Source organism: Moorena sp. SIO3B2 (assembly GCF_010692525.1).
Taxonomy (GTDB): domain Bacteria; phylum Cyanobacteriota; class Cyanobacteriia; order Cyanobacteriales; family Coleofasciculaceae; genus Moorena; species Moorena producens.
Window position 1 is genome coordinate 19081 of sequence record NZ_JAAHHE010000010.1, and the last position, 22382, is coordinate 41462.

Here is a 22382-nt window from a genome sequence, read left to right on the forward strand (position 1 = left end):
CAGGTTGCAGGTTACAGGTACAAAGATTTCTTGACCTAGGTTAGTTTACCCTGTTGGTTTTACTAGTGTAGCTTCAGAAGACATTGACCCTAAGATATTGTCAACCTTCAACCTTCCAACCTTCCAGCCTTCCAACCTTCCAACCTTCCAACCTTCCAACCTTCCAACCTTCCAACCTTCCAACCTTCCAACCCATGAGTATTAGCCGTAAATGGTCTGCCAAGCAGCAACGATCCCTAGAGATTCTAATTCGCCTTAAGCGACTCTATCCGGAAGCCACCTGTACACTGAATTACGAAACACCAGTACAGTTACTGGTGGCAACCATTCTTTCAGCTCAATGTACTGATGAACGTGTGAATCAGGTAACACCGGGGTTGTTTCGCCAGTTTCCTGATGCTGTGGCCATCGCTAGTGCTGATATAGAAGTCTTGGAAACTTTAGTGCGCTCTACTGGCTTTTATCGCAATAAGGCAAAAAATATTCAAGGTGCCTGCCGCATGATTGTTAAGGAATACGGTGGTCAGGTACCGAAACAAATGGACAAACTCCTCAAGTTGCCTGGAGTTGCTCGTAAAACCGCCAATGTCGTACTTGCCCATGCCTATGGTATTAACCAGGGAGTCACTGTAGATACTCACGTCAAGCGCCTCAGTCAGCGTTTAGGATTGACAAAACACAAAGATCCCATCAGGATTGAGCGAGATTTAATGGGGCTTTTGCCCCAGCAGGATTGGGAAAACTGGTCGATTCGGCTGATTTATCATGGTAGGGCAATTTGTAAAGCCCGAAAACCTGATTGTGATGCTTGTGTTTTGGCGGATTTATGTGCCAGTGCAGATCTGGCTGAGAAAACGACTACTACAACACAGAGCTGGAAAACTAACGCTACTGTACCAGCCTCTGATTAAGTTCATCGGATAAGATAAAAAGGCAGTGTCTTCTTTTAGATAGAGTTTCGAGAATTAATGGCTAAAAAATCAATGATTGAGCGCGAAAAAAAGCGCAAAAAAATGGTAGAGAAGTACGCAGCTAAGCGGGAGGCGCTCAAGGAAGAGTTTAAAAATGCTGCGACTCAACGAGAAAGGTTAGAGATCCACCGGAAAATACAACAGCTCCCCCGCAACAGCGCCCCCTGCCGTGTGCGGAACCGTTGTTGGGTTACAGGGCGTCCTCGGGGTTACTACCGAGACTTTGGACTATCTCGCCATGTTTTGCGGGAATGGGCGCACCAAGGTCTATTGCCAGGTGTGGTTAAATCAAGCTGGTAGGTTAACTGGTTGCAGGTTTTAGGTTGCAGGTTACAGGTTGCAGGTTAACAGGTTGCAGGGTAGAAGATTTTCTGACTTACCGTAGTCTACCCTTCGGGTTTTCCTACTGAAGAGGAGCATAGCTACTCTCCCTTGAGCTTAAACCGACCCTTGCATGACGCTCTGGAAACTTTCAACCTTGGCCTTGCGGCCACGCTACGCAAACAAACCTGAAACCTGAAACCTCTACTGGCCACAACAGCGATCAATGCCAAGACTTTCTAAGAGTAGGTCACTGACAGCGTTAGCGATCGCAAATTCCCCGTAAAAACTTTCTCGAAAGTCAAACGCCTGCATTTCTGTAACAATAGCAATCACAAGTGAACCCAAATCATTTTCTCCCTCCATCCGTTGACGGACGAAAATCTGGGCGGCGCGTTGTGCAATCGTTTGATTAATTGCTTCTGGGAGAAACTCTTGATCTAGCCATTGCGCAAGAGTTTCTCGTAACCATTCACCTTCCTGCTGAGGATTTGCAGCCGGTGGCAGAGTAATCGCTGGAATTGGTTTCGGTTTAGCCATAAATAAGGTTTAATGACGGCTAAGCTAAATAGTTTTCTGTTGACCTTTGATTCTATGATACTGTCAACACTCAACACTTAACACTCAAGACTCAACACTCAACACTCAACACTTCATACTCAACACTCATACCAAGTTGGATTCAAAGATAGTCGATTGCTTGGATAGGGAGATAGGGAGATTGGGAAATTGGGAGATTGGGAGATTGGGGGTAGAGAAAGTTTTACCTTTGACCGCAACTTAGTATCAATACTAAACAAACTGATCCTGCTATTAAAGAGCAAATAGTCTCTTGACTCGCTTGCGAACCCAAACTAGAAGATTTTTGTCATCTTCTGCCGCATCCAACAAACCCATTTTCCGCATCTGTTTTTGTCGCTCAGCTAATTCTTCCTGATGCTTGCCTAATTCCTGGACAATAATCTCCGATAGATCTGGATAGTCCTTCAATAGTTGTTTAAAACCTTTATTGTTAATTACAAATAGTAGTGACTCTTCTAACCCTCTAACTGATGCTGTTCTTGGTACGCCTAACATTAACGAAAGTTCGCCAAAAAATTGACCGGCCTGAAGATTATTGAGAGTTTTGTTAATCCTCTCTACAAAGACTTCGACAGAACCAGCTAGGATAATATAAAACGCATCTCCAGGGTCGCCTTCATGAAATAAAATCTCTGAGGCACGTAAGCGCTTTCGGTATCCAATTTCAATTAATTGCCTTAGTTCTAATTCAGTAAAATTTTTAAAATAATCGACCTGCCGCAGTAAGTCACGTAACGCTAAAGGTCTAGGTGTTTTAACTTTGAATGGCTGCTGAGTTGATTGTCCAATATTTTCTTCAATAGTTTCAATATTTTCGCGGTGAATGTCTCTCGCCATCAGGGCTTCAGGGTTGCGCAGCCAAAAATCCCTTTGAGGGAAAGGAATTGAGAGTCCCTGCTGACGTAAATTATATTCAATAATAAAATTCAAAGAACTTCTTATAAAAGGTTCTTGATCAATTCGATTGACCCATACCCGAAGTTCAAAGTTTAAAGAACTATCACCAAACCCTTTAAAAAGAACTCTAGGTGTCGGCTCAGATAAGACGGATGGTTCTAAATAAGCAGATTTTAACAGGACTTCTGTCACTAATACTGGGTCACTATCGTAAGCGACTCCTACAGGTATGTGTATACGGGCTTTATAGCTGTCAAAAGTCCAGTTAAGCATTCGGTTTTCCACCAAATGAGAGTTAGGAACTACTACATCTCCACCCTCCCTTGTCCGGATGATTGTAGACCGCATGGAGACTTCTTTAACATATCCGGATAACCCATCAAATTCAATGAAATCACCAACTCTTATTGTTCGTTCTAAGAGTAATGTCACACCACTGATAAAGTTTTTAGTTATATCCTGTAGTCCAAAACCAATTCCAACCCCTAAGCCACCAGCAATAACGGCTAATGAACCCAATTCAAAGTGATTATTCAGAACAATTACAATGCCTAATATTCCAAATGCGTAACTGATGATTGTAGCGATAACTGCTCGATTAGCTTCGTCAATCCCCATTTGGGGAAGTAGCTCTTGTTTTAGAAAGTTTTTTAGGGTACTAGCCAGAAAAATTACTATCATTAAAGACAGTACTAGCTGTATTATTAATTTAATAGATACTTTAGTATTACCTACTTCAAAAATGGTTAACTTAATTAGATCTAAACCACCTATAAAATATATAATATATACCAATACGATTAAAATTGCATAACTAATTATTTTAGATAAAAATTCTCTTTTATTTGGATCATTAACTAGCTTATTAAGCAGTTTATAATTCAGGAATTTTTTGAAATCTTGAATTATAAATTTAGCAATTAAAAATAAAAAGATTAATTGAAGTATGGTGAAAATAGATACAGGCACTTCTCCTAGTTGGAAGAGAGATTTTTTTAAGAATTTTGGAACTAATTGATCAAGAGGCATAAATAACTGCTTTTCAGCTATGAATCTATATTTATACCACTTAATTTTAGTATTATTTTAGGATTCAGATCTCAGAGTTGCTATTTACCACTTTTCCAGCTGGCAACTCCTAGACCAGTTAAATTCGTTGAACGAGCTACCATGAAGCGCTTTGAGCAACACAACTACTTTTGAGTCAGGCACAAGTAAAAAACCTGACAACAAACCTGACAACAAAGCCTAAAAAGCCATTGCCACACTGACACAATCACTAATCACTACACTAATCAGTACTCAGTACTAGCTTCAAGTTAGCTTCAGAGATTATTACATATTATACCATGTTTGACAATGATGTGACGGTCTCTGTCAAATGTAATCATACCACGGTTATGGAGTTCTCCTAGAGTTTTAGTTACTGTGACCCGAGAGGTGCCGATGGCATTAGCTAGATTCTGATGGGTCATGCGCACACTCAAGCGAGTGCCCTCGGGAACTGGCTCCCCCATTTCCTGTTTCAATAAGAATAATAACTGCTGCAAGCGGTCTTCTACTCGGCGCAGTCCAGCGATCGCTAAAAGTGCTTCTGTCTGTTGTATCCTGTGACCTAGCTGATTCAATAGGGAATGAGATAGATGAGGGCACGCTTCCAATTCAATCATCGAAAACCATTTAAGATGCACTTCGGATAAAGCTTGAGCCTGATAGGTGTCTAGAGCAGCCAACCCAATCCGGAAAGAGGTATCGGGCAATGCCCAACCTAGTAGCACTTCCTCTCCATCAAGGTTAATTTTACTGAGTTGAACAATACCTTGACAGACTTGCCAGATCCCAGGTGCAATCAAAGGAATCATTTCCCCCTTTGAATACCAACGCAGCCGCTGTCGCTGTTTTTGTCCGTCTTGGGATATTCCGTGAAAGGCCTTTTGGATTAGAGGCATTGTTTATAAGTTCTGTAGCTTCTAAAGCTCTATTAAACGCTCTTGATAATGGGTAGGCAAAATAGTTTTGGTTTACCGTTGACTGTTTACCGTCCAGGGTTGACCGTACCATATACTTAAGAGTAAACAGTCAACAGCCAGCATCCTAACTTGATTTCTCCCTACTTAGCTTATATTTCTTCTTAACTGACATCAAAAACCTATACCAGGCTTGTGCTGGTTGGTCGTAAAATGTGAAGATATCCCCATAAGCAACTGTTGCATCCTGATGATGAAGCCAATGCTTTTCTGGAGTAGTAATGCACAAGAAGTTGCAAAGGCGCTCTAGGGTCTGGGGAGTTTTCCACTCCATCACAGAAACATGCCTCCAGATCACATGAAGCTCACCCAAGACTAGTCCCAAGATAGTTCCTAGAGGAGAAATCTGCCAGAACCAAGGCACAAACATCAAATAAGGAAAGGCACCTGCGAAACCATCAAGGATTACCAGGGGGTTCTTAGTTAATACAGCATAGTGAATGAAGCTACGATTCTTACTATGGTGTACTATGGCATGGAATTTACCAAAAATGTGCTCAGGGACATGGTACACAAAAGTAGAAAGAAAATCCCCAAGTAGTAGCTGCACTAAAGCAACCAATAATATCTTAATGATAAACACATCTAACTCCTCTTCGTATGCGCTGATCTTAGTCAACAAACGTTAAGGTTTGTCAAAGAAGAGGTTAAACTTAAATTTATTATTTATTGAAGGTATGCTACTCTAGCAATTCTAAATCATTCTTGGACAATAATCGTTATATTATCTAATAGTTTCAATTAAGCCAATGTTTGAAAATTATGACTTATGACTTCTAGTTTTTCAACTTCATCTAAGTTGTACCACTCCTGAACGACGCGCTACGCTATATAATTTGAATTACTGAATTAATTGATATCCCTTTGCGGTTAATAGTTAATAGTTAATTGTCCCTTAACAATTAAGGAACAACTTTCAATGCTCATTAGTCAAACGAACAGGATATCAATCTGTCTATATATGAGCTATAATTGAATCCAATATCAAGCAGTTTTTTGATTAAAAACCATACTAACTTTAACTAGGGCTTGCTAATTTAATTAGCCATAATTTTAATTAGCTAAATCAAGTCTGTATGGACTTCTCGTTTTAAAAATTACAATTATATCCCACAACTATCAAAGTTTTTTGAGAGGACTGACCCAGTAACGCTACTTTTAGTCCCGTGGCCAGCTAAACATGGTCTAATAGAGAGTAAGAGGAAAAAGGTTAAATGGTAAGAAGAGGATGATAATTCTAATGCACCAAATTAAGCTGGCTAAGCTAGTAGGAACCCACGGCGTGGGTTCCTACTAAATAAGCGCATTTAGTGCCCAGTTTCAGGTAAGTCCTATTTGAATGACGAATTACCAATTACCAATTACCAATTACCAATTACCAATTACCAATTACCAATTACCAATTACCAATTACCAATTACCAATTATCATAAATTACCAATTATCATAAATTACCATAAAAGTTCAATCTTCCATTTCAGTTGACTCAGTTTGATCGGATTGGGTGCTTTCGGCATTTATTAACGTATTATTGAATGAATTGATGTTCCGCTTTCCTTCAGAGGCACGCTTATCCAAAATTGTCTTCAGCCTTGCTGAAGGCATTTCTCCATTAATATGAATCTGAATTTTCGGACCCGAACTAGCTAGACGAATAATCATCCCATCGATAACCGGCATTTGGGTAATCCGCTTGCCATCCATATAGGTGCCATTGGCACCTAAACTGATAATTTCCCAACCATTAGGATTTCGCCGTAGTTCTACATGGTGACGGGAAACTACAGCGCTATAGAGAATAACATGATTATCGGTTGACCGGCCAATCCGAATCACTGATTCTGTTTCAAAGGGCCAACTTTGAACAGGCACAGACTGGAGAGGATGCAGTAGGGTTAGGGTAATCGCCGGTGTCACATCTTTCAAGGATTTTGTCCTCACGGCCTGATACTGTTAACTATCCCCCACCGACACGACGTGGGATTTCCTTGCTTATACAGCCAAAAAGGCTGCCAGAGTTAGTCATATCTGCTTAGATTGGCAAGGACTGACATGCACCCCAATTAAGGCACACCTATATTAATATAGAATTTACTGTAAACAGTGACATACTACCGACGCTGACAAGCACGGTACAGCGCGGGCTTCTTACCAACTCCAGCTATCCCTATCGGGCTTTGCCCGACGCGGGGCGCGTTCGGATACTCGATAAGCTTTATTAACGACACGGGATGCCCCTCCGCGCCGGAACAATACAAAAAGTTCTATCTCCAATGTAGCTGCAGGTGCGACCTGTGGCGAATTTAATTCGCCGACGGAAAGCGCACCTATGGAATTTTACCCATTCACAGATAACTCAAACTATTGAGTCTTTTTTCTGAAGGTCACCCTATATTCCAGGTTTTTCAGGTACAGGCGCGTAGGTGGGGCACTGGTTCCGTTGCATGGGACAGGTATAGCCCTTGTCTAGTAGGTGGTTACAGAGCAGATCGAATACTAAACAGTCCAGACCAAGACAGACCTGTTTCCATAATTCCTAACTTCACTGCAGGAACAACTTTAGTTGTGAAATGTACCCGAACAAAATTGTGAACCACCCAAAACACATCCAGGGTTCAAAGCAAATGTTGACGGGACTTAGCATAGGTATTGGCTCGACGCCTATTGGCACTATTGCGCCGCCGCATCGATGGATTAAATCCATCGATATGATTGGCATTTTTCTCGTGTTCTGGAACCTCTGAGTTTGTTTGCGGATGCTCTGGTACGGGAGCTTGGTACTTCTTGCGAGGACGACCGACCCGCTTTTTGGCTCCCTTATTCAAGAGTCTGACCCGTATGCCTTTGGGCAAGCGTTTGGGTGGACGACCCGGCTTGCCATCACGCACCAATTCATGGCAAATCTCAAACAGCAAGTTACCATAGCGGCGTTCCCCATCTGTAAACAGGCCCTCGGTCTTGGGTTTGCTCTATATAGCAGAAGTCAGAAGTCAGAAGTCAGAAGTCAGAAGTCAAACTCTTGCGCTTATGTCCTAACTGCCCTGGCGACTGCTATATAAGCAAAGGAGGGATAAGATTCAGTAATGACCCATCTTATCCCTCCTTTTTTACAAGGATCTAGGTAGACTGCTTCCCCAAGCAAGGAAAGTTGGATTTTTGCCAAAAGTAGATTTTTGCAAGTTAGTTGATGATACTCAACGGAGAGGGAGGGATTCGAACCCTCGGATAGGCCTGAACCTATCAACAGATTAGCAATCTGCCGCTTTCGACCACTCAGCCACCTCTCCAAGGTGGTGTCAATCCATAATAGCACATTTTTGAGGTTGTCAACTGCTAGTAATGTAAATTTTCTGATTAGAAACCATGAGCGATCGCTCACACCACTGCAATAGGAAAATGCAATACGAAAATTTATGATGACTCTCGGACTCTCCCAATCTCTGTCTTGATGCAAAGCGCGAGTGGGGGAAACCACGGCAAAGCGCGAGTGGGGGGAACCCCCAAGACCGTAATGGTGCGTTTGACCCGTAATTAAATTCGCCACGGGTCGCACCTCTGCCTCCCCAAGACCGCCCTGCATCGCTGAGAGATCTACTATTTTTAAGTGAGGGAGATTCAGCCTAATACGTGGGTGAAAGCCCAGAAGCATCTTGAATCTGAAAGTATACCATATAATGTCCCCACTTAAGTTATAATTTATATAAATAAATTGTTAAAAATTTACTTCTGTTCACTGATGTGTTAAGCACACCTGAGAGGTTAAAATTTGTTAAGTGAGTGTGTAAAAGCTCGACGCTGAGGGTTTAGCCGGATAGAGGTCAGACTCCCCATACCTGAAAACCTTCTGTAAGCTCCAACATCAAAAAAGCCTATGAATACGAAAAATACACAGCACATTGCTCTGATCTCCGTTCACGGAGATCCAGCGATAGAAATCGGTAAGGAAGAAGCTGGAGGACAGAATGTGTATGTGCGCCAAGTGGGTGAAGCTCTTGCTAAGCAAGGGTGGCAGGTCGATATGTTTACTCGCCTCTCCAGTTCCAATCAAGCCACAATTGTTGAACATACTCCAGGTTGTCGCACTATTCGCCTAACTGCTGGTCCAAAAGCATTTGTGCCACGGCAGGAGATTTTTGAATACTGTGGTGAGTTTTTAAGCCAATTGCTTGAGTTTCAGGAGCAATCAGGCATTGACTACTCAATAGTACATACAAACTACTGGCTTTCAGCTTGGGTAGGTATGGAGTGGAAGAAGCGTCAATCCCTTCTTGATGCAATAGCGAGTGGGGGAAACCAACGGCAGTCGCTCATGGGGGGAACCCCCAAGACCGCGCTGCCTCCCCAAGACCGCGCTGCATCGCTCATTCAAGTTCACACCTATCACTCCCTAGGCGCAGTTAAATACGAGTCAGTAGAAACAATTCCGAAGATTGCTGCTACTCGCTTGGAGATAGAAAAAGCAGTGCTAGAAACATCAGAACGCATTGTTGCTACATCTCCCCAAGAAGAAGAACACATGCGTACGCTAGTTTCAAGTAAGGGCGACATTGATATTATTCCCTGTGGCACCGACATTGACAGATTTGGCAAGATTAACCGCTTAGAAGCACGGCAAAAACTTGGGCAAAGCCCTGAAAACAAAATCATCTTTTACCTGGGAAGGTTTGACGAACGCAAGGGCATTGAAACCCTAGTTCGAGCTGTTGGTTGCTCCCAGTTACGGGGTGATGCTAACTTAAAGCTGATTATTGGTGGTGGTTCTCGTCCCGGAGAGAAAGATGGTATGGAACGCGATCGCATTGAAGGGATTGTAGCTGAATTGGAACTGCAAACTATCACTACATTTCCTGGACGCATTGCTGATGAACTACTGCCAGCTTATTATGCTGCAGCTGATGTTTGCATAGTACCAAGTCACTACGAACCTTTTGGTTTAGTTGCCATCGAAGCCATGGCTAGTGGCACCCCTGTAGTAGCTAGTGATGTCGGTGGTCTTCAGTTTACCGTTGTATCTGAAGAAACTGGCTTACTGGCACCACCCAAAGATGCTAGTGCTTTTGCGGCTGCTATCGACCGGATTCTCTCGGATCACGACTGGAAAAATCAACTTGGTTTAGGGGCAAGAGCAAGGGTAGAACATATGTTTAGCTGGAATGGTGTTGCCCATCAGCTGAGTCAGCTCTATAAGAGCTTGCTGGAAGCAAAATCCGAGAATTTGGCAACAACTAGTGCCTGAAATCTATTGGGCACATTCATTCCCTGGCAATCAGGATAGATCTCAAAGGTTAAAGGATAAAGTTAGGACGCTACTATTCCTTTTGCCTTTTTCGTTAATCCTATTCATCCTGATGGGTGGCATAACTCTTGTATCTGTAAATTGGGAAAGTTTGGTAAATTGGATATCCTCTATTTTGTTGGCGATAGCCTCTTGCTGAGGAATGATATTACATGAACTTTCTTGTTTTCACCTTCAAGCAAGGAAAATTAAAGGTTATTGCTGTTCGCGTAGCGTAGCCCTTCGGGCTAATCGATACTGATCACAATCAACCGCGTTCATCATTGCCTCTGTTGCTGTAACTATCATGTAACTAGGGTTTATGCATCCTACCAGTTATCCAATCTCCAATTCCCAATCCCCAAGTACCAAGAAGAACTTGAATTATGGGTTCCCAAGGAGCTTATAAGCCTTCCCTATCTAACCATAGTGGTCAACACCAGTATCGATCTTCTCCACAACTAACAGGGGGAGCCTATGACTTGGAAGCCAGCAAACTCGATCTGCGTCGTATATTAGCTGCTGCTCGTCGTCGAGCTGTCTTGATGGCAGGGGTGGCCCTTACTGTGACATCGGGAATTATTGCCAAAACCTTAAGTGCAGTTCCGATCTATGAAGGCAAATTCCAGCTGTTACTCGAACCCATATCTGGTGAAAACCCGTTGGAGTTGCAGGGCAAACCCGGGGTAAATAGCATTGCTGCTCCAACTAAAAGTTTCGACTATGACACTCAAATTCAGGTATTAAGCTCTCCTCAGGTTATGTCTGAGATTGTGGAGCAAATTCAAACCCAATATCCAGAAATAAACTATCATACTCTCCGGGAAGGAATCATGGTATCCCGACTGCGAGAAACCAAAATTTTAGAAGTTGCCTACCAAGATTCAGACCCGGAAAGAATTCAATTTGTTTTGGAAAAGGTTGCTCTCGGATACATCGAGTACTCTAAGCAACAACAACAGGCTAGCATCAGACAAGGCATTCAATTTGTCTCGAATCAGCAGCCTAAAATACAAGGGCAAATTAATCAGCTCCAGCTACAACTCCAGCAACTCCAGCAGAAGTACAACCTGATTAATCCACAACTTCAGGGTCAACTGTTGACAAATCGGGTCAATGCTATTGTCGAACACAGAAAAGCTACCCAAACTCAGCTCCGAGAAACGATTATACTGTATGGGAAACTCAAAGGTCAGTTGGGGCTATCGTCACAGCAAGCGGAAGCAGTAGCTAAGCTTATAGAAACACCCCGTTATCAACAATTGCTCAGCCAACTTTCTAACCTAGAAAGTCAGATGGTGTTGGATTTGGCACAATTCAAGGAAAACCAATCTACCTTTGACGGATTAAGGCAACAACAGCAAAATTTACTCCCCCTGTTAAGTCAGGAAGCAGAAAGGGTGATGACTAGCCGTATTCAGGAGTTTGGTGGCAATCCTCAATCGGCTTCTTCAAGTACACTTCGCCTCAATTTGATTCAGCAGCTAGTAGAGACGGCGAACCAAATCAAGGTTTTAGAGATGCGCCAGGCCGCCATCACTAAAGGGGAAAGTCTGATGAGTGAACAACTCAAACAACTAGCTGTGATTGCCGCTCGATATACAGAACTCAAGCAAAAGATTGAGGTAGCAACAGAAAGCCTCAACCGCTTTGAGTCAGTTCGGGAAACTTTGGAACTTGAGTCAGCTAAAACCAGCATCCCTTGGCAGACAATTGTCGAGCCGCAACAACCTCAAAAACCAATATCCCCCAATTTGCCTGATACTTTGCTCCTAAGTGCAGTAGCAGGGATAGTTGCAGGTGCCACAGCTGGGTTTTTAGCAGAAAAGTTACATCACTTACTGAACAGCACCGACGATATAAAAGAGTATACTCGCTTACCAATATTAGGCACAATCCCCTTTAACAAAGAACTCCAGAAATCCAATACCGTTACTGGTGTGGGCATAATACCTGAGCCGGAAGCCTCAGCTCCACAACTCGGCGTGGGATCTGGTAGTTACCAGATTTCTCCTGTTTTAGAGGCCTTTCGCTCTCTTCAAGTTAATCTCCAATGTCTGTATTCTGAGAAACCCATTAGCGCTATAGTGGTAAGTTCTGCTGAACCAGCAGATGGTAAATCCACTACAGCTATATTTTTAGCCCTGGCAGCAGCAGCAATGGGGCAAAAGGTTTTACTGGTGGATGCTAATCTGCGCTTTCCTCAGATTCATCAAAAAATGGATTTACCTAATTTGTGGGGACTGAGCGATGTTCTTTCTAGCGAAATCAAGGTTGATGATGTGATTCAGCGATCGCCTCTGGAGGAAAATCTCTGTGTCCTAACTGCTGGTCAAATTTCCACCGACCCCACCCGACTTCTCAATTCCCCAAAGATGCAGAATTTAGTTCAATATCTCAAAGAGCGGTTTGAGCTGGTAATTTTTGATACCCCTCCCCTACTTGGTCTGGCGGATGCAAGACTTCTGGAGCCTAATACCGATGGGATATTGATGGTCGTAGGTTTAGGTAAAGCTAACCAAGTTTTGTTTAAAGAAGCTCTCTCGGAATTGAGAATTGCTCATAGCACAGTATTGGGTATAGTTGCTAATGGTTTAAAAGGTTACACAACCAGAGCCTATGATTACTATCATTATTACTTCGGTAATACTCTTGAGGAAACCAAAGTTTCATAGTGATTGGTCATTGGTGATTGGTGATTTTTAACAACCCTAAGAACAAAGAGTGAATCATAAAGGAATAACGACAAATAACTAACGACAAATACATCAATGATTAAGTACTCACCAAGGTAGACTTAAGATGAAGCGACTACTGAAGCTGTCATGACTAACCGCCTTGCCCAATCCCAAAGCCTTTATCTACGTAAGCATGCTGAAAATCCGATCGATTGGTGGCCTTGGTGTGAAGAAGCGCTATTAACAGCTAAAAAACAAGATAGGCCAATTTTCCTGTCTATCGGTTACTCTAGCTGCCACTGGTGTACGGTGATGGAGGGCGAAGCGTTTTCCCATCAGGCAATTGCCGAGTATATGAATGCTAATTTTATTCCGATTAAGCTAGACCGGGAAGAAAGGCCGGATATTGATAGCATTTACATGTTAGCATTGCAGATGATGACAGGTCAAGGAGGCTGGCCCCTTAATATTTTCCTGACACCCGATGACTTGGTACCCTTTTATGGAGGTACCTACTTCCCACTGGAACCACGCTACGGACGACCGGGGTTTTTGCAGTTGCTCCAATCAATTCGTCGCTTCTATGATTTAGAAAAAGGCAAGCTTAACACTTTCAAAGAAGACATCCTGGGATACCTCCAACAGGCAGCAGTACTACCCGAATCAGAGCAGCTTGGTGATGATTTGCTCTTTATCGGTGGGCAAGTTAGTGTGGGTGTCGTTAATGCTCTTAATCCAGGTCCACGTTTCCCAATGATTCCCTATGCCAGTATGGCACTACGGGTTACTCGCTTTGATTGGGCATCGGAGTATAACCCAGAGCCGGCTTGTGCAAAGCGGGGACTAGACTTAGCTAAGGGCGGTATTTACGATCATGTCGCTGGGGGTTTTCATCGCTACACAGTTGACCCCACTTGGACAGTACCCCACTTTGAAAAAATGCTCTATGACAATGGGCAGATTATGGAGTACTTGGTAGATTTGTGGAGTGCAGGGATTCAGGAAGCCGCTTTTAAACGAGCGATCGCAGGAACAGTTCAATGGCTCAAGCGCGAAATGACCGCTCCAGAAGGTTTCTTTTATGCTGCTCAAGATGCAGATAATTTCGCGACCCCAGCAGACACTGAACCTGAAGAAGGGGCGTTTTATGTCTGGAGTTATTCAGAACTAGAACAACTGCTAACCCCATCGGAGTTGAAAGCAATTGAGGAGGAATTTACTCTGACCAAAGAGGGCAACTTTGAAGGCAAGAATGTATTGCAGCGCCGTTACCCAGATCAGTTTTCCCAGAACACTGAAGCTGCTTTGGCTAAACTGTTTGAAGCACGTTATGGTGCCAAACCGGATCTTCTGGAAACCTTTCCACCAGCCAAGACTAATCAAGAGGCAAAAACCCGGAACTGGCTCGGTAGAATTCCACCAGTAACAGACACCAAAATGATTGTTGCCTGGAATAGCTTAATGATTTCTGGTCTAGGGCGAGGCTATAGTGTGTTCCATGAACCGGACTATTGGCAACTAGCAACAGTTGCTGCTCAATTCATCCTCAACAATCAATGGGTAGCAGGACGATTCCACCGACTAAACTATGATGGTCAACCGGCAGTGCTGGCTCAGTCTGAGGATTATGCCTTGTTTATCAAAGCTCTACTGGATTTACATCAGGCAAGTTTGTCAGTAGAACACGCTTCACCAGTTAAACAACCTTGGCCAAAAGGCCACGCTACGCAAACAACAGTTGAACGTTCAAACCTGCCACCGACCAACCTTCAACCGACCAACCTTCAACCGACCAACCGGCAACCGACCAACCTGTCACCGGCCAGTTGGCTAGAGAAAGCTATTAAGGTTCAGGAGGAGTTTGATGAATTGCTGTGGAGTGTCGATAATGGTGGTTACTATAATGCTGGCACTGACCCTAGTGATCAACTGTTAGTAAACGAGCGTAGTTATACGGATAATGCGACACCATCTGCCAATGGGGTAGCGATCGCAAATTTAGTACGTCTGGCTTTACTCACTGAAGATCTCCAATACCTTGACCGAGCAGAGCAAGCCTTGAAAGCATTTAGTAGCGTGCTCAACCAATCCCCTCAATCCTGTCCCAGTATATTTACTGCTTTAGATTGGTACCGCAATTGCACTCTGATTCGCGCTGGCGCTGACCAACTTACCTCCCTGATCTGTGGGTATTTCCCCGTCAGTGTTTATCAATTAGATACCCATCTGCCAGATTCAGTTATTGGTTTAGTTTGTCAGGGACTTAGTTGTAAACCAGCAGCAACTAACACTGATCAGTTATTAGCACAGGTGCGGACAAGTCAAACCAGAGCTTGAACTCTAGTCATTTTAAAACCGAGTTTTCCTACTGCCGGAAATTTTGAGATGATGGTGGAATTCGCTCAATGGCAATCAGTGCTTCTATAACTGATTTGACTAATGGTGCAGCTACGGTAGAACCAAAGGCAATGCCTTGGGGTTCATCCACTACTGCTAAGACCACATAGCGGGGAGATTCTACGGGCAAAATGCCCACAAAGCTAGTTATCTTGGCATCGCTGTAATAGCCCCCAGTAGGACTGGCTTTCTGAGCCGTACCGGTCTTACCAGCAATCCGATAACCAGCAATGCGGGATGCCTTTCCAGAACCATCGGTTACTACAGTTTCCATCATTTCCACCACTGTCTGAGTAGTGTTGGGGGAAAATACTCGTCTCGGTACCGGACGCCGTGGTTGCCAGTGGGGATTCCCTTTGGTGTCAAACAATCCCCGAACCACATGGGGAGTCACTAGCTTACCACCATTGGCAAGGGCACCTAGCATCTGAGTTAGCTGAATTGGGGTTAAGGAAAAACCTTGACCAAAGGAAGCCGTAGCTGGTTCAATTGGCGAAACTTTAAACTTGTACTTACTTTTGAGCTGTCCAGCGGTCTCAGCTGGTAACTCAATTCCTACTTTTTGCTTTAAGCCTAGCTTCTCTAACCAGTCATAGTAAACCTCAGGTTTCATCTTTCTGATCATCCGCACCATGCCCACATTGCTGGAATGTTGCAGAATCTTGCTGGGATTGATCATGCCCCGAGCGCCTACTGATTTATAGTCATGGTTGAGAATCGGCCATTCGCCAATTTGAATCTTGCCAGTGTCGTTGAACAAGCTTTGGGCTGTAATGGTACCAGTTTCTAATGCGATCGCAACGTTTAGGGGTTTGAATGTAGAACCAGGCTCATACAAGTCTGACAGCGCCCAATTTTTAAACAAACTCACATCGAATTTGGAGTACTGATTGGGGTTGTAGGTTGGCTCACAAACTAGGGCTAACAAGGAACCATTGTGTACATTCATCACTATGATACTGCCACGCTCTGCATTAAACTTCTTGATGGTTTGCTTGAGGGCAGAGCGAGCCGCTCGTTGCAGGCGAGTATCGATAGTTAGTTGTAGCCGCAGGTCATCAAGGTGCATGAATCCTTCTGGCACATGACCTGGCATCAAGGCTCCATTCCCAGCACGGCTCAGTCGGATGTTTCGGATCTCCCGTTCTAGGAACTTTTCTTGGGTGTATTCTAGACCCGCTTGACCCCGATGATCGAAAATGTTTACATAACCCACCACATCCGATGCCAATTCATTTTGGGGATAAAAGCGGGAGTATTGTCGAATCAACTCTAAACCATCTAAGTTCAACCGAGAAATTTGGTCAGCGATCGCTTCTGGGATCGTATTGCCCAAGCGAATACCACTCTTGCGTTTACCGAACCGCTCCTCCAAATCTGTTGGTGTTTTTTTGATCATCGGAGCCAGCAAAGCAGCAATTTCCTGTAAGGATTTTTTGAACAACTTCGGGTGAGCATACAATGTATAGACAGGTCGGTCGATGGCTAAAACATTCCCCTTCCGGTCAACAATAGGACGGCGAGGTACAAACGGCCGCATATATACCATTTGCTGCCGCCGTGCTTTTTCCTCTAGGGACGATCCCTCTGAAACTTGCAAACGGTATAAATTTAGCAACAGCCCACTGCCGCCTGCCATCATTATTACCCATATCATTAGCAGTCTCAAACGGTTGTTTCCCAGTGACTTACCGGGTTTCATAGGGGTTTACGTGACTATCATTGTTTAACAAATATACCTAAATAAATATACTTAAACAGACACACTTAAGTGACATACTCCCGACACTGGCCTATCGGCACAGTGCGGGCTTCTTACCAACACCACCCAAAGGTATCGGCTTTCGCCGACGCTGCGCGAACGGTTACTCGGTAAGCTTTATTAACGACACGGGATGCCCCTCCGCGCCGGAACAATACAAAAAGTCTTGCTTTTAGTTGGCAGGTGGCGGTTAGCTCTTAATTTATCTTCCCTACCATCTCTAGTCTATCACATTAGACCCTATGCCTAGGCACAAAACTAGTAACCCAGGGGTGTTATTTTCTTGGGTTTTGGCTCAGGAGGTTTGGTGAAAGCGGTAAATGGCTGGCGCTGAGGACGTTCAGGAGCTCGTTTCATAAAAATTGTATTACTTGGATTGGGAGTAACCAGCCCTGTAGCTGGATTTTCAGCCTGTTGAGCGAGTTGATCTTTGATCACTTCCGTTGTTGCTGTCATATTGCGCTCATCTCTTTGCAGCTCCTCTAGCTTACGATACTCTTGGCTCCATTGTTGCTGGCTGTAAACTGTCCAAGAATAAACCGTGACCGCAGTAGCAATTAGTGTAAATGTTACTAGATCTGAGCCACGTTTTAATAATAGTAAGGCTTTCAACAAAAATGGTGTTTGCTGCTGCAAAACACTCAGGTTTTCAACCTTTGGCTTAGGGTTTTTCGGTGACATCATAGTATGTGTGGGAGGTCGTGCTATCCTGGAACGTTTGTCTTTTGAAATAGCCAATGATTGCTGAGACCGATTTCTTTGAGTGCGAGCAGAGGGAGGAACAGCATTCATAAAAAACTCCTTAGTTATTGGAAACACCTATGGCAAACCGGTAACTTTTAATCAGGGCAGGAAAACTATCTGATGGCCGAGACTACTGACTGACTTTCTGATGGTGAACCAGAACAGGTGCAGTTCTTAACTGTTTCGGGGTTTGAGCCCGTGACAATGCCTATCCTTTGCCGTTGAAGCAAGACGTAACCAATGCCCATGCTAAAGTTACTGGCGGTAGATTCCTCCCCGTTTAAAGACCTAGTTCTAGAGCAAAGAAGTGGATATTTGACCCTAAGCTAGGAACCTTAACCCTTACCAGTAACCTAGACCTCTGAGGTCTTAGGCTGGTCAGCTAACTCAAGAAGCGCTGCTAACCAGGATTAACTTGGTAGCAGTTATTACTAGCTAGAAAGATGATGCTAGAACGCAACTATCTTAGCATCAGCTCAGATTCAGGAGGAATCCTTAGTTAGCGACAGACGGGGATTTGTGATACCCTAGGAATTATTAGTAAAAATCACAAACAAACCCCTGAGAAAACCCATAACCCTAGCCATCACCCTCAGGTTAGACCAAAACAGGAAACAAATGCGCAAAGTGTGCGCTCGGGTAGCGTGGCCGTAGGCCAATCCCATCAATGGAAATCCCTGTAAATAAATCACACAGCCAAGCTTATAAATCCAGACGCCACACCCACTCGTGAATCGGTTGAGATAGGATTTGATTAACGACTCAATCCTGTTGGTCATGGCTAAATTGTTGAAATTGTTAGGAATTGGCCTAGAATTAACTATCGCTATACTTCTAGTTAGACCAGCTTGGTGTTTACCACCTCCGGAGGATGTACCGGAAGAGGTGTTGAGAACTGAGATTATTATTGAAGCGCGATCGCCTCTTGATGGCAAGCCACTTAGTGCCGCTGAATACGCCCAACTGCAAGATGCCATAGCACAACGCTCAACCAAACCTGGCCTTGACCCCAAGATTAGAGAATTGATTTTTCTGCTGCAACTGAGCGATTTGTTTCGGACAATCCTTCCCTTCTAACGGTGATATTGCCAGACCTGTATACCCTTAATGTCTTCAAGAATTACTCCCGAACAAATTGACCGGATCGTAGGAAACCAACATCATAACCCCTTTGAGGTGCTTGGTTCCCATAAATTTGAGCAGGATGGTAAGGTTTGTTGGGTAGTGCGGGCTTATCTACCAAATGCAGAAGCAGCATGGGTACTTCTGCCAACGGAAAGGAAGTCTTACCCCATGCAATCGGTACACCATCCTCACTTCTTTGAGGTGGAAATTGAAATACCTCGGCTGGCTAATTACCAACTGCGGATTAAAAAAGGCGGACGCGAATGGGTTAGCTATGACCCCTATGGCTTCCGTTCTGCCAAACTAACCGAGTTTGATTTGCACTTATTTGCCGAAGGGAATCATCACCGCATCTACGAGAAACTGGGGGCTCATCCTACAGAAATTGATCGGGTTGAGGGAGTCTATTTTGCCGTTTGGGCACCTAATGCTCGTAATGTTTCAGTCATCGGAGATTTTAATGATTGGGATGGGCGTCAACATCAGATGCGCAAAGGAGCCACCGGTATCTGGGAACTATTTATTCCTGAACTGGGAGTAGGAGCAGCCTACAAGTACGAGATTAAAAATTCCGAAGGTCATATCTATCAAAAATCTGACCCCTATGGTTTCCAACAAGAGGTCAGACCGAAAACTGCTTCTATTGTTACCGACTTGGATGGCTATGAGTGGCATGATCATGACTGGATGGAGCATCGGCGTCACACTGACCCCTTGAGGCAACCGATTTCTGTCTATGAGATACATCTGGGCTCTTGGCTTCATGGGTCCTCAGCTGAACTTCCTCAGGGAGCAAATGGTGAAACCCTAACGGTGGTAACCGTTTCAGACCTCAAACCAGGAGCCCGTTTCCTGACTTACCGAGAACTAGCCCAAAAATTAATTCCTTATATCAAAGAATTGGGCTTCACCCATATCGAAATCTTGCCTTTGGCGGAGCATCCCTTTGATGGGTCTTGGGGCTATCAGCTTACCGGTTACTATGCTTGTACCTCGCGCTATGGTAGCCCACAAGACTTGATGTTTTTGATCGACCAGTGCCACCAAAATGGGATTGGGGTAATTTTGGATTGGGTCCCCGGTCATTTCCCCAAAGATGCTCATGGTTTGGCTTTCTTTGATGGTACTCATCTCTATGAATACGCGGATCCCCGTCAGGGTGAACATCAGGAGTGGGGAACCTTAGTCTTCAACTATGGCCGTAACGAAGTGCGGAATTTTCTGGTAGCTAACGCTTTGTTCTGGTTTGATAAGTACCACATTGATGGGATGCGGGTGGATGCCGTAGCATCTATGCTCTATCTAGACTATTTACGTGGGGATAGACAATGGATACCAAACCAGTATGGGGGTCGGGAAAATCTTGAAGCGGTGGATTTCCTCAGGCAAACTCATCACGTAATTTTTGGTTATTATCCTGGTGTTCTCTCCATTGCGGAAGAGTCAACGGATTGGCCGATGGTCTCTTGGCCAAATTATTTAGGAGGTTTGGGATTTAATCTGAAGTGGAATATGGGCTGGATGCATGATACCCTAGACTATTTTAGCATGGATCCCTGGTTTCGCCAGTTCCACCAGAATAATGTTACCTTCAGCATGTGGTACAACCATGCTGAGAATTATATGCTTGCCCTATCTCATGATGAGGTGGTTCATGGCAAGAGTAATATGCTCGGGAAAATTCCCGGGGATGAGTGGCTCAAGTTTGCTAATCTCCGCTGTCTGTATGCTTATATGTTTGCTCACCCAGGTAAGAAAACTCTATTTATGAGTATGGAGTTCGGTCAGTGGAGTGAGTGGAATGTCTGGGGAGATTTGGAGTGGGATTTGTTGCAATATCAACCCCATAAAAATTTGAAGCAGTTTATTACTGACCTGAATTATTTGTATCGTAGGGAACCAGCGCTTTATACTCAGGATTTTGACCAGGACGGGTTTGAATGGATTGATTGTAGTGACAATCGCCATAGTGTCGTGTCATTCATTCGCTATGCTCACGATTCTGAGGAGTTTATTGTGACAGTGTGCAATTTTACCCCTCAGCCCCATAGTCATTATCGAGTAGGAGTCCCCGAGATGGGATTCTACAAGGAATTGCTCAATAGTGATGCTCGCCAATACGGTGGTAGTAATATGGGGAATCTAGGGGGTAAGTGGACAGATGAATGGTTCTTCCACAATCATTACTATTCCCTAGATTTGTGTTTGCCACCCCTGGGAGTGTTAATTTTAAAGCTTGATGATCAGAAGACTCAAGCAGAGTTGCAGTAGTGGGGAACTTCTGGAAGTGTGGGGAGATGGGGAGATGGGGAGCCAGATCAACAACTTTTCAAAACTTTCCTGTATGGCTACTCCCGATTCCCGATTCTAAATTCTCAATTCTCAATTCTCAATTCCCAATTCCCTGCTGCCCTCAATAACAATATTTCTTACTGTTATTCGGTTTAGGATGATATCTACCCTTGCGCAGGGCTCCGATTAGGGTGGATACGTAAACGCAACGTTGGGTGGTGATATTGTTATTATTATTCTTGGTGATTAGGGTGATTTGTCCCAGTTGTCCGTTGGTGTTTCCTTTGTGGTTAAACTGGACTCGCCATGGTCCAGTATTTGAACAGTCTCCCTTTGGTTTGGCTAGGGTAGTTTCGGATTTACCTTTCTTATTTTTGTCTTTGTAGATGGCAATGGTAGGGCTTAGGCTATGCCAATGGACTTGATCTAAGATGCATGTTTTTCCCATCGCTCGGTGAATTGACCACTGGACAATACCATCTTGTTCTCGAAAGCTAGTTTGCCAGGTCGCTTTGTCTCGTTTGGCGTTGCTTTGGGCAATCCGCATGGCTCGGTAGATTTCGTCTTGGGCTATGTTGAGCTGCAGATGATTGATAAAGGTAAGCCAGCTGGGGGTTGCGATCGCAGCCAATAGTCCAACTACTAACACTATCAGAATAGTTTCCAGTAGAGTGAATCCAGCGATCGCATCAGCTCGGGATTGATCGCCCTGTTGGCTATTGAATTGCATGGACTATCACCCTGATTTTAAGTTTGACCTTTGGTTTAATTGTGCCTAAGCTATCAGCTATTAGCTATCAGCGTGTCGCGTATCAGCTATCAGCTTAAGGCTGACGGCTGACGGCACCTCAAGTAGCGTGGCCAAAGGCCACGGCTGACGGCTGAATACTTACAATTGTTGCTTGATATAGTTTGATTTAATTTAATTTTTTGAACGACTAACAGGGAGAATTTTCTGAAAAAAAAAGCCCTGAATTACCGAGTTCAGAACTTTTTCGGTTGTCTTTAGTTTAGCTTTATTGTTATTGGGAAGGGATTAGGGAGTAGGGAGTAGTTGCGTAGGGTGCGTGATCAGACGGGCTGGCACTCATTTTCCGCCTCGTCGTCAGCCTTTGCACAGCCCGCCCCGTAACGCACCACCGGGTCTATAAGCTAGTCTCCCAGACTCAACAAACCAGCTTTTTTGTCTACCACTAAGGGTCTTTCCTCTAGCCAGGGTAAACCCAACAAAACTTCAGTAATTTCTGTACCAGCTAATACTGGTATAGTTAATTCTTGACCATCTAGGCAAAACTCAGCACTATGTTGACT

17 protein-coding genes, 1 tRNA gene and 1 pseudogene are annotated in these 22382 nt (G+C 44.1%); 8 read left to right on the forward strand and 11 right to left on the reverse strand.

Annotation, left to right across the window (positions count from 1 at the left end; all coding sequences use genetic code 11):
- Window positions 1–194 precede the first annotated feature (194 nt).
- Entirely contained in the window at window positions 195–911 is a 717-nt protein-coding gene (nth, locus tag F6K38_RS04050; protein ID WP_008178553.1) for an endonuclease III, read from the forward strand.
- Window positions 912–968: 57 nt separating this feature from the next.
- Complete coding sequence (rpsN, locus tag F6K38_RS04055; protein ID WP_008178551.1) at window positions 969–1271, forward strand: 30S ribosomal protein S14; 303 nt, start codon at window positions 969–971, stop codon at window positions 1269–1271.
- A gap of 225 nt (window positions 1272–1496) precedes the next feature.
- Here rpsN and F6K38_RS04060 read toward each other — a convergent pair whose 3' ends face one another.
- From F6K38_RS04060 to F6K38_RS04090, 7 genes and pseudogenes are all read right to left on the reverse strand, one after another.
- Complete coding sequence (locus tag F6K38_RS04060; RefSeq protein ID WP_008178549.1) at window positions 1497–1832, reverse strand: DUF8822 family protein; 336 nt, start codon at window positions 1830–1832, stop codon at window positions 1497–1499.
- Between the two features lie 273 nt (window positions 1833–2105).
- Window positions 2106–3800, reverse strand: a complete 1695-nt coding sequence (locus tag F6K38_RS04065; RefSeq protein ID WP_008178547.1) for a cyclic nucleotide-binding domain-containing protein — start codon at window positions 3798–3800, stop codon at window positions 2106–2108.
- A 296-nt stretch (window positions 3801–4096) separates the two neighbouring features.
- Window positions 4097–4720 (reverse strand): Crp/Fnr family transcriptional regulator, encoded by a 624-nt coding sequence (locus F6K38_RS04070; protein ID WP_008178544.1) that lies wholly within the window; start codon window positions 4718–4720, stop codon window positions 4097–4099.
- Between the two features lie 145 nt (window positions 4721–4865).
- Window positions 4866–5417 (reverse strand): sterol desaturase family protein, encoded by a 552-nt coding sequence (locus tag F6K38_RS04075; protein ID WP_008178542.1) that lies wholly within the window; start codon window positions 5415–5417, stop codon window positions 4866–4868.
- An 845-nt stretch (window positions 5418–6262) separates the two neighbouring features.
- Window positions 6263–6739, reverse strand: coding sequence for an FHA domain-containing protein (locus F6K38_RS04080; RefSeq protein WP_229414261.1), 477 nt, complete (start codon window positions 6737–6739; stop codon window positions 6263–6265).
- A gap of 536 nt (window positions 6740–7275) precedes the next feature.
- Window positions 7276–7746, reverse strand: a pseudogene (locus F6K38_RS44035) (IS1 family transposase); the annotation flags it as partial.
- Between the two features lie 250 nt (window positions 7747–7996).
- Window positions 7997–8085 (reverse strand) — tRNA-Ser (locus tag F6K38_RS04090).
- 584 nt (window positions 8086–8669) lie between these two features.
- Between F6K38_RS04090 and F6K38_RS04095 the strand changes: the two genes are divergently transcribed.
- From F6K38_RS04095 to F6K38_RS04105, 3 genes are all read left to right on the forward strand, one after another.
- Entirely contained in the window at window positions 8670–10034 is a 1365-nt protein-coding gene (locus tag F6K38_RS04095) for a glycosyltransferase (protein WP_008183208.1), read from the forward strand.
- A gap of 425 nt (window positions 10035–10459) precedes the next feature.
- The gene (locus F6K38_RS04100) at window positions 10460–12748 is read left to right on the forward strand and encodes a GumC family protein (RefSeq protein WP_287356128.1); all 2289 of its coding nucleotides are present in this window, start codon (window positions 10460–10462) and stop codon (window positions 12746–12748) included.
- 150 nt (window positions 12749–12898) lie between these two features.
- Entirely contained in the window at window positions 12899–15088 is a 2190-nt protein-coding gene (locus F6K38_RS04105; RefSeq protein WP_287356129.1) for a thioredoxin domain-containing protein, read from the forward strand.
- Window positions 15089–15116: 28 nt separating this feature from the next.
- On the opposite strand, the gene F6K38_RS04110 is transcribed toward F6K38_RS04105, so the two are convergent.
- The 3 genes from F6K38_RS04110 to F6K38_RS04120 form a co-directional block, all read right to left on the reverse strand.
- Complete coding sequence (locus F6K38_RS04110) at window positions 15117–16805, reverse strand: peptidoglycan D,D-transpeptidase FtsI family protein (protein ID WP_287266563.1); 1689 nt, start codon at window positions 16803–16805, stop codon at window positions 15117–15119.
- A gap of 363 nt (window positions 16806–17168) precedes the next feature.
- The gene (locus F6K38_RS04115) at window positions 17169–17702 is read right to left on the reverse strand and encodes a hypothetical protein (protein ID WP_008183217.1); all 534 of its coding nucleotides are present in this window, start codon (window positions 17700–17702) and stop codon (window positions 17169–17171) included.
- Between the two features lie 479 nt (window positions 17703–18181).
- Window positions 18182–18433: a hypothetical protein gene (locus tag F6K38_RS04120; RefSeq protein WP_008183220.1), complete on the reverse strand. Its 252-nt coding sequence runs from the start codon at window positions 18431–18433 to the stop codon at window positions 18182–18184.
- On the opposite strand from F6K38_RS04120, the gene F6K38_RS04125 reads away from it, so the two are divergent.
- The 3 genes from F6K38_RS04125 to F6K38_RS04135 are packed head-to-tail and all read left to right on the forward strand — an operon-like array spanning window position 18432 to window position 21199.
- A complete protein-coding gene (locus F6K38_RS04125) occupies window positions 18432–18731 on the forward strand; it encodes a hypothetical protein (protein WP_008183222.1) in 300 nt (99 codons plus the stop codon). The two genes, F6K38_RS04120 and F6K38_RS04125, sit on opposite strands and share 2 nt — an antisense overlap.
- A 30-nt stretch (window positions 18732–18761) precedes the next feature.
- Entirely contained in the window at window positions 18762–21050 is a 2289-nt protein-coding gene (glgB, locus tag F6K38_RS04130; RefSeq protein ID WP_008183225.1) for a 1,4-alpha-glucan branching enzyme, read from the forward strand.
- Window positions 21051–21076: 26 nt separating this feature from the next.
- Complete coding sequence (locus F6K38_RS04135) at window positions 21077–21199, forward strand: hypothetical protein (RefSeq protein ID WP_267872021.1); 123 nt, start codon at window positions 21077–21079, stop codon at window positions 21197–21199.
- Here the strand turns inward: F6K38_RS04135 and F6K38_RS04140 are convergent.
- Window positions 21193–21801, reverse strand: a complete 609-nt coding sequence (locus F6K38_RS04140; protein ID WP_008183228.1) for a pilus assembly FimT family protein — start codon at window positions 21799–21801, stop codon at window positions 21193–21195. The two genes, F6K38_RS04135 and F6K38_RS04140, sit on opposite strands and share 7 nt — an antisense overlap.
- Window positions 21802–22382: the final 581 nt, after the last annotated feature.

Bases quoted from the DNA above. Each gene is read 5' to 3' on its own strand.
- nth (WP_008178553.1), top strand. From the start codon at position 195: ATGAGTATTAGCCGTAAATGGTCTGCCAAGCAGCAACGATCCCTAGAG.
- rpsN (WP_008178551.1), top strand. From the start codon at position 969: ATGGCTAAAAAATCAATGATTGAGCGCGAAAAAAAGCGCAAAAAAATG.
- F6K38_RS04060 (WP_008178549.1), bottom strand. From the start codon at position 1,832: ATGGCTAAACCGAAACCAATTCCAGCGATTACTCTGCCACCGGCTGCA.
- F6K38_RS04065 (WP_008178547.1), bottom strand. From the start codon at position 3,800: ATGCCTCTTGATCAATTAGTTCCAAAATTCTTAAAAAAATCTCTCTTC.
- F6K38_RS04070 (WP_008178544.1), bottom strand. From the start codon at position 4,720: ATGCCTCTAATCCAAAAGGCCTTTCACGGAATATCCCAAGACGGACAA.
- F6K38_RS04095 (WP_008183208.1), top strand. From the start codon at position 8,670: ATGAATACGAAAAATACACAGCACATTGCTCTGATCTCCGTTCACGGA.
- F6K38_RS04100 (WP_287356128.1), top strand. From the start codon at position 10,460: ATGGGTTCCCAAGGAGCTTATAAGCCTTCCCTATCTAACCATAGTGGT.
- F6K38_RS04105 (WP_287356129.1), top strand. From the start codon at position 12,899: ATGACTAACCGCCTTGCCCAATCCCAAAGCCTTTATCTACGTAAGCAT.
- F6K38_RS04110 (WP_287266563.1), bottom strand. From the start codon at position 16,805: ATGATATGGGTAATAATGATGGCAGGCGGCAGTGGGCTGTTGCTAAAT.
- F6K38_RS04115 (WP_008183217.1), bottom strand. From the start codon at position 17,702: ATGAATGCTGTTCCTCCCTCTGCTCGCACTCAAAGAAATCGGTCTCAG.
- F6K38_RS04125 (WP_008183222.1), top strand. From the start codon at position 18,432: ATGGCTAAATTGTTGAAATTGTTAGGAATTGGCCTAGAATTAACTATC.
- F6K38_RS04120 (WP_008183220.1), bottom strand. From the start codon at position 18,433: ATGACCAACAGGATTGAGTCGTTAATCAAATCCTATCTCAACCGATTC.
- glgB (WP_008183225.1), top strand. From the start codon at position 18,762: ATGTCTTCAAGAATTACTCCCGAACAAATTGACCGGATCGTAGGAAAC.
- F6K38_RS04135 (WP_267872021.1), top strand. From the start codon at position 21,077: ATGGGGAGATGGGGAGCCAGATCAACAACTTTTCAAAACTTTCCTGTA.
- F6K38_RS04140 (WP_008183228.1), bottom strand. From the start codon at position 21,801: ATGCAATTCAATAGCCAACAGGGCGATCAATCCCGAGCTGATGCGATC.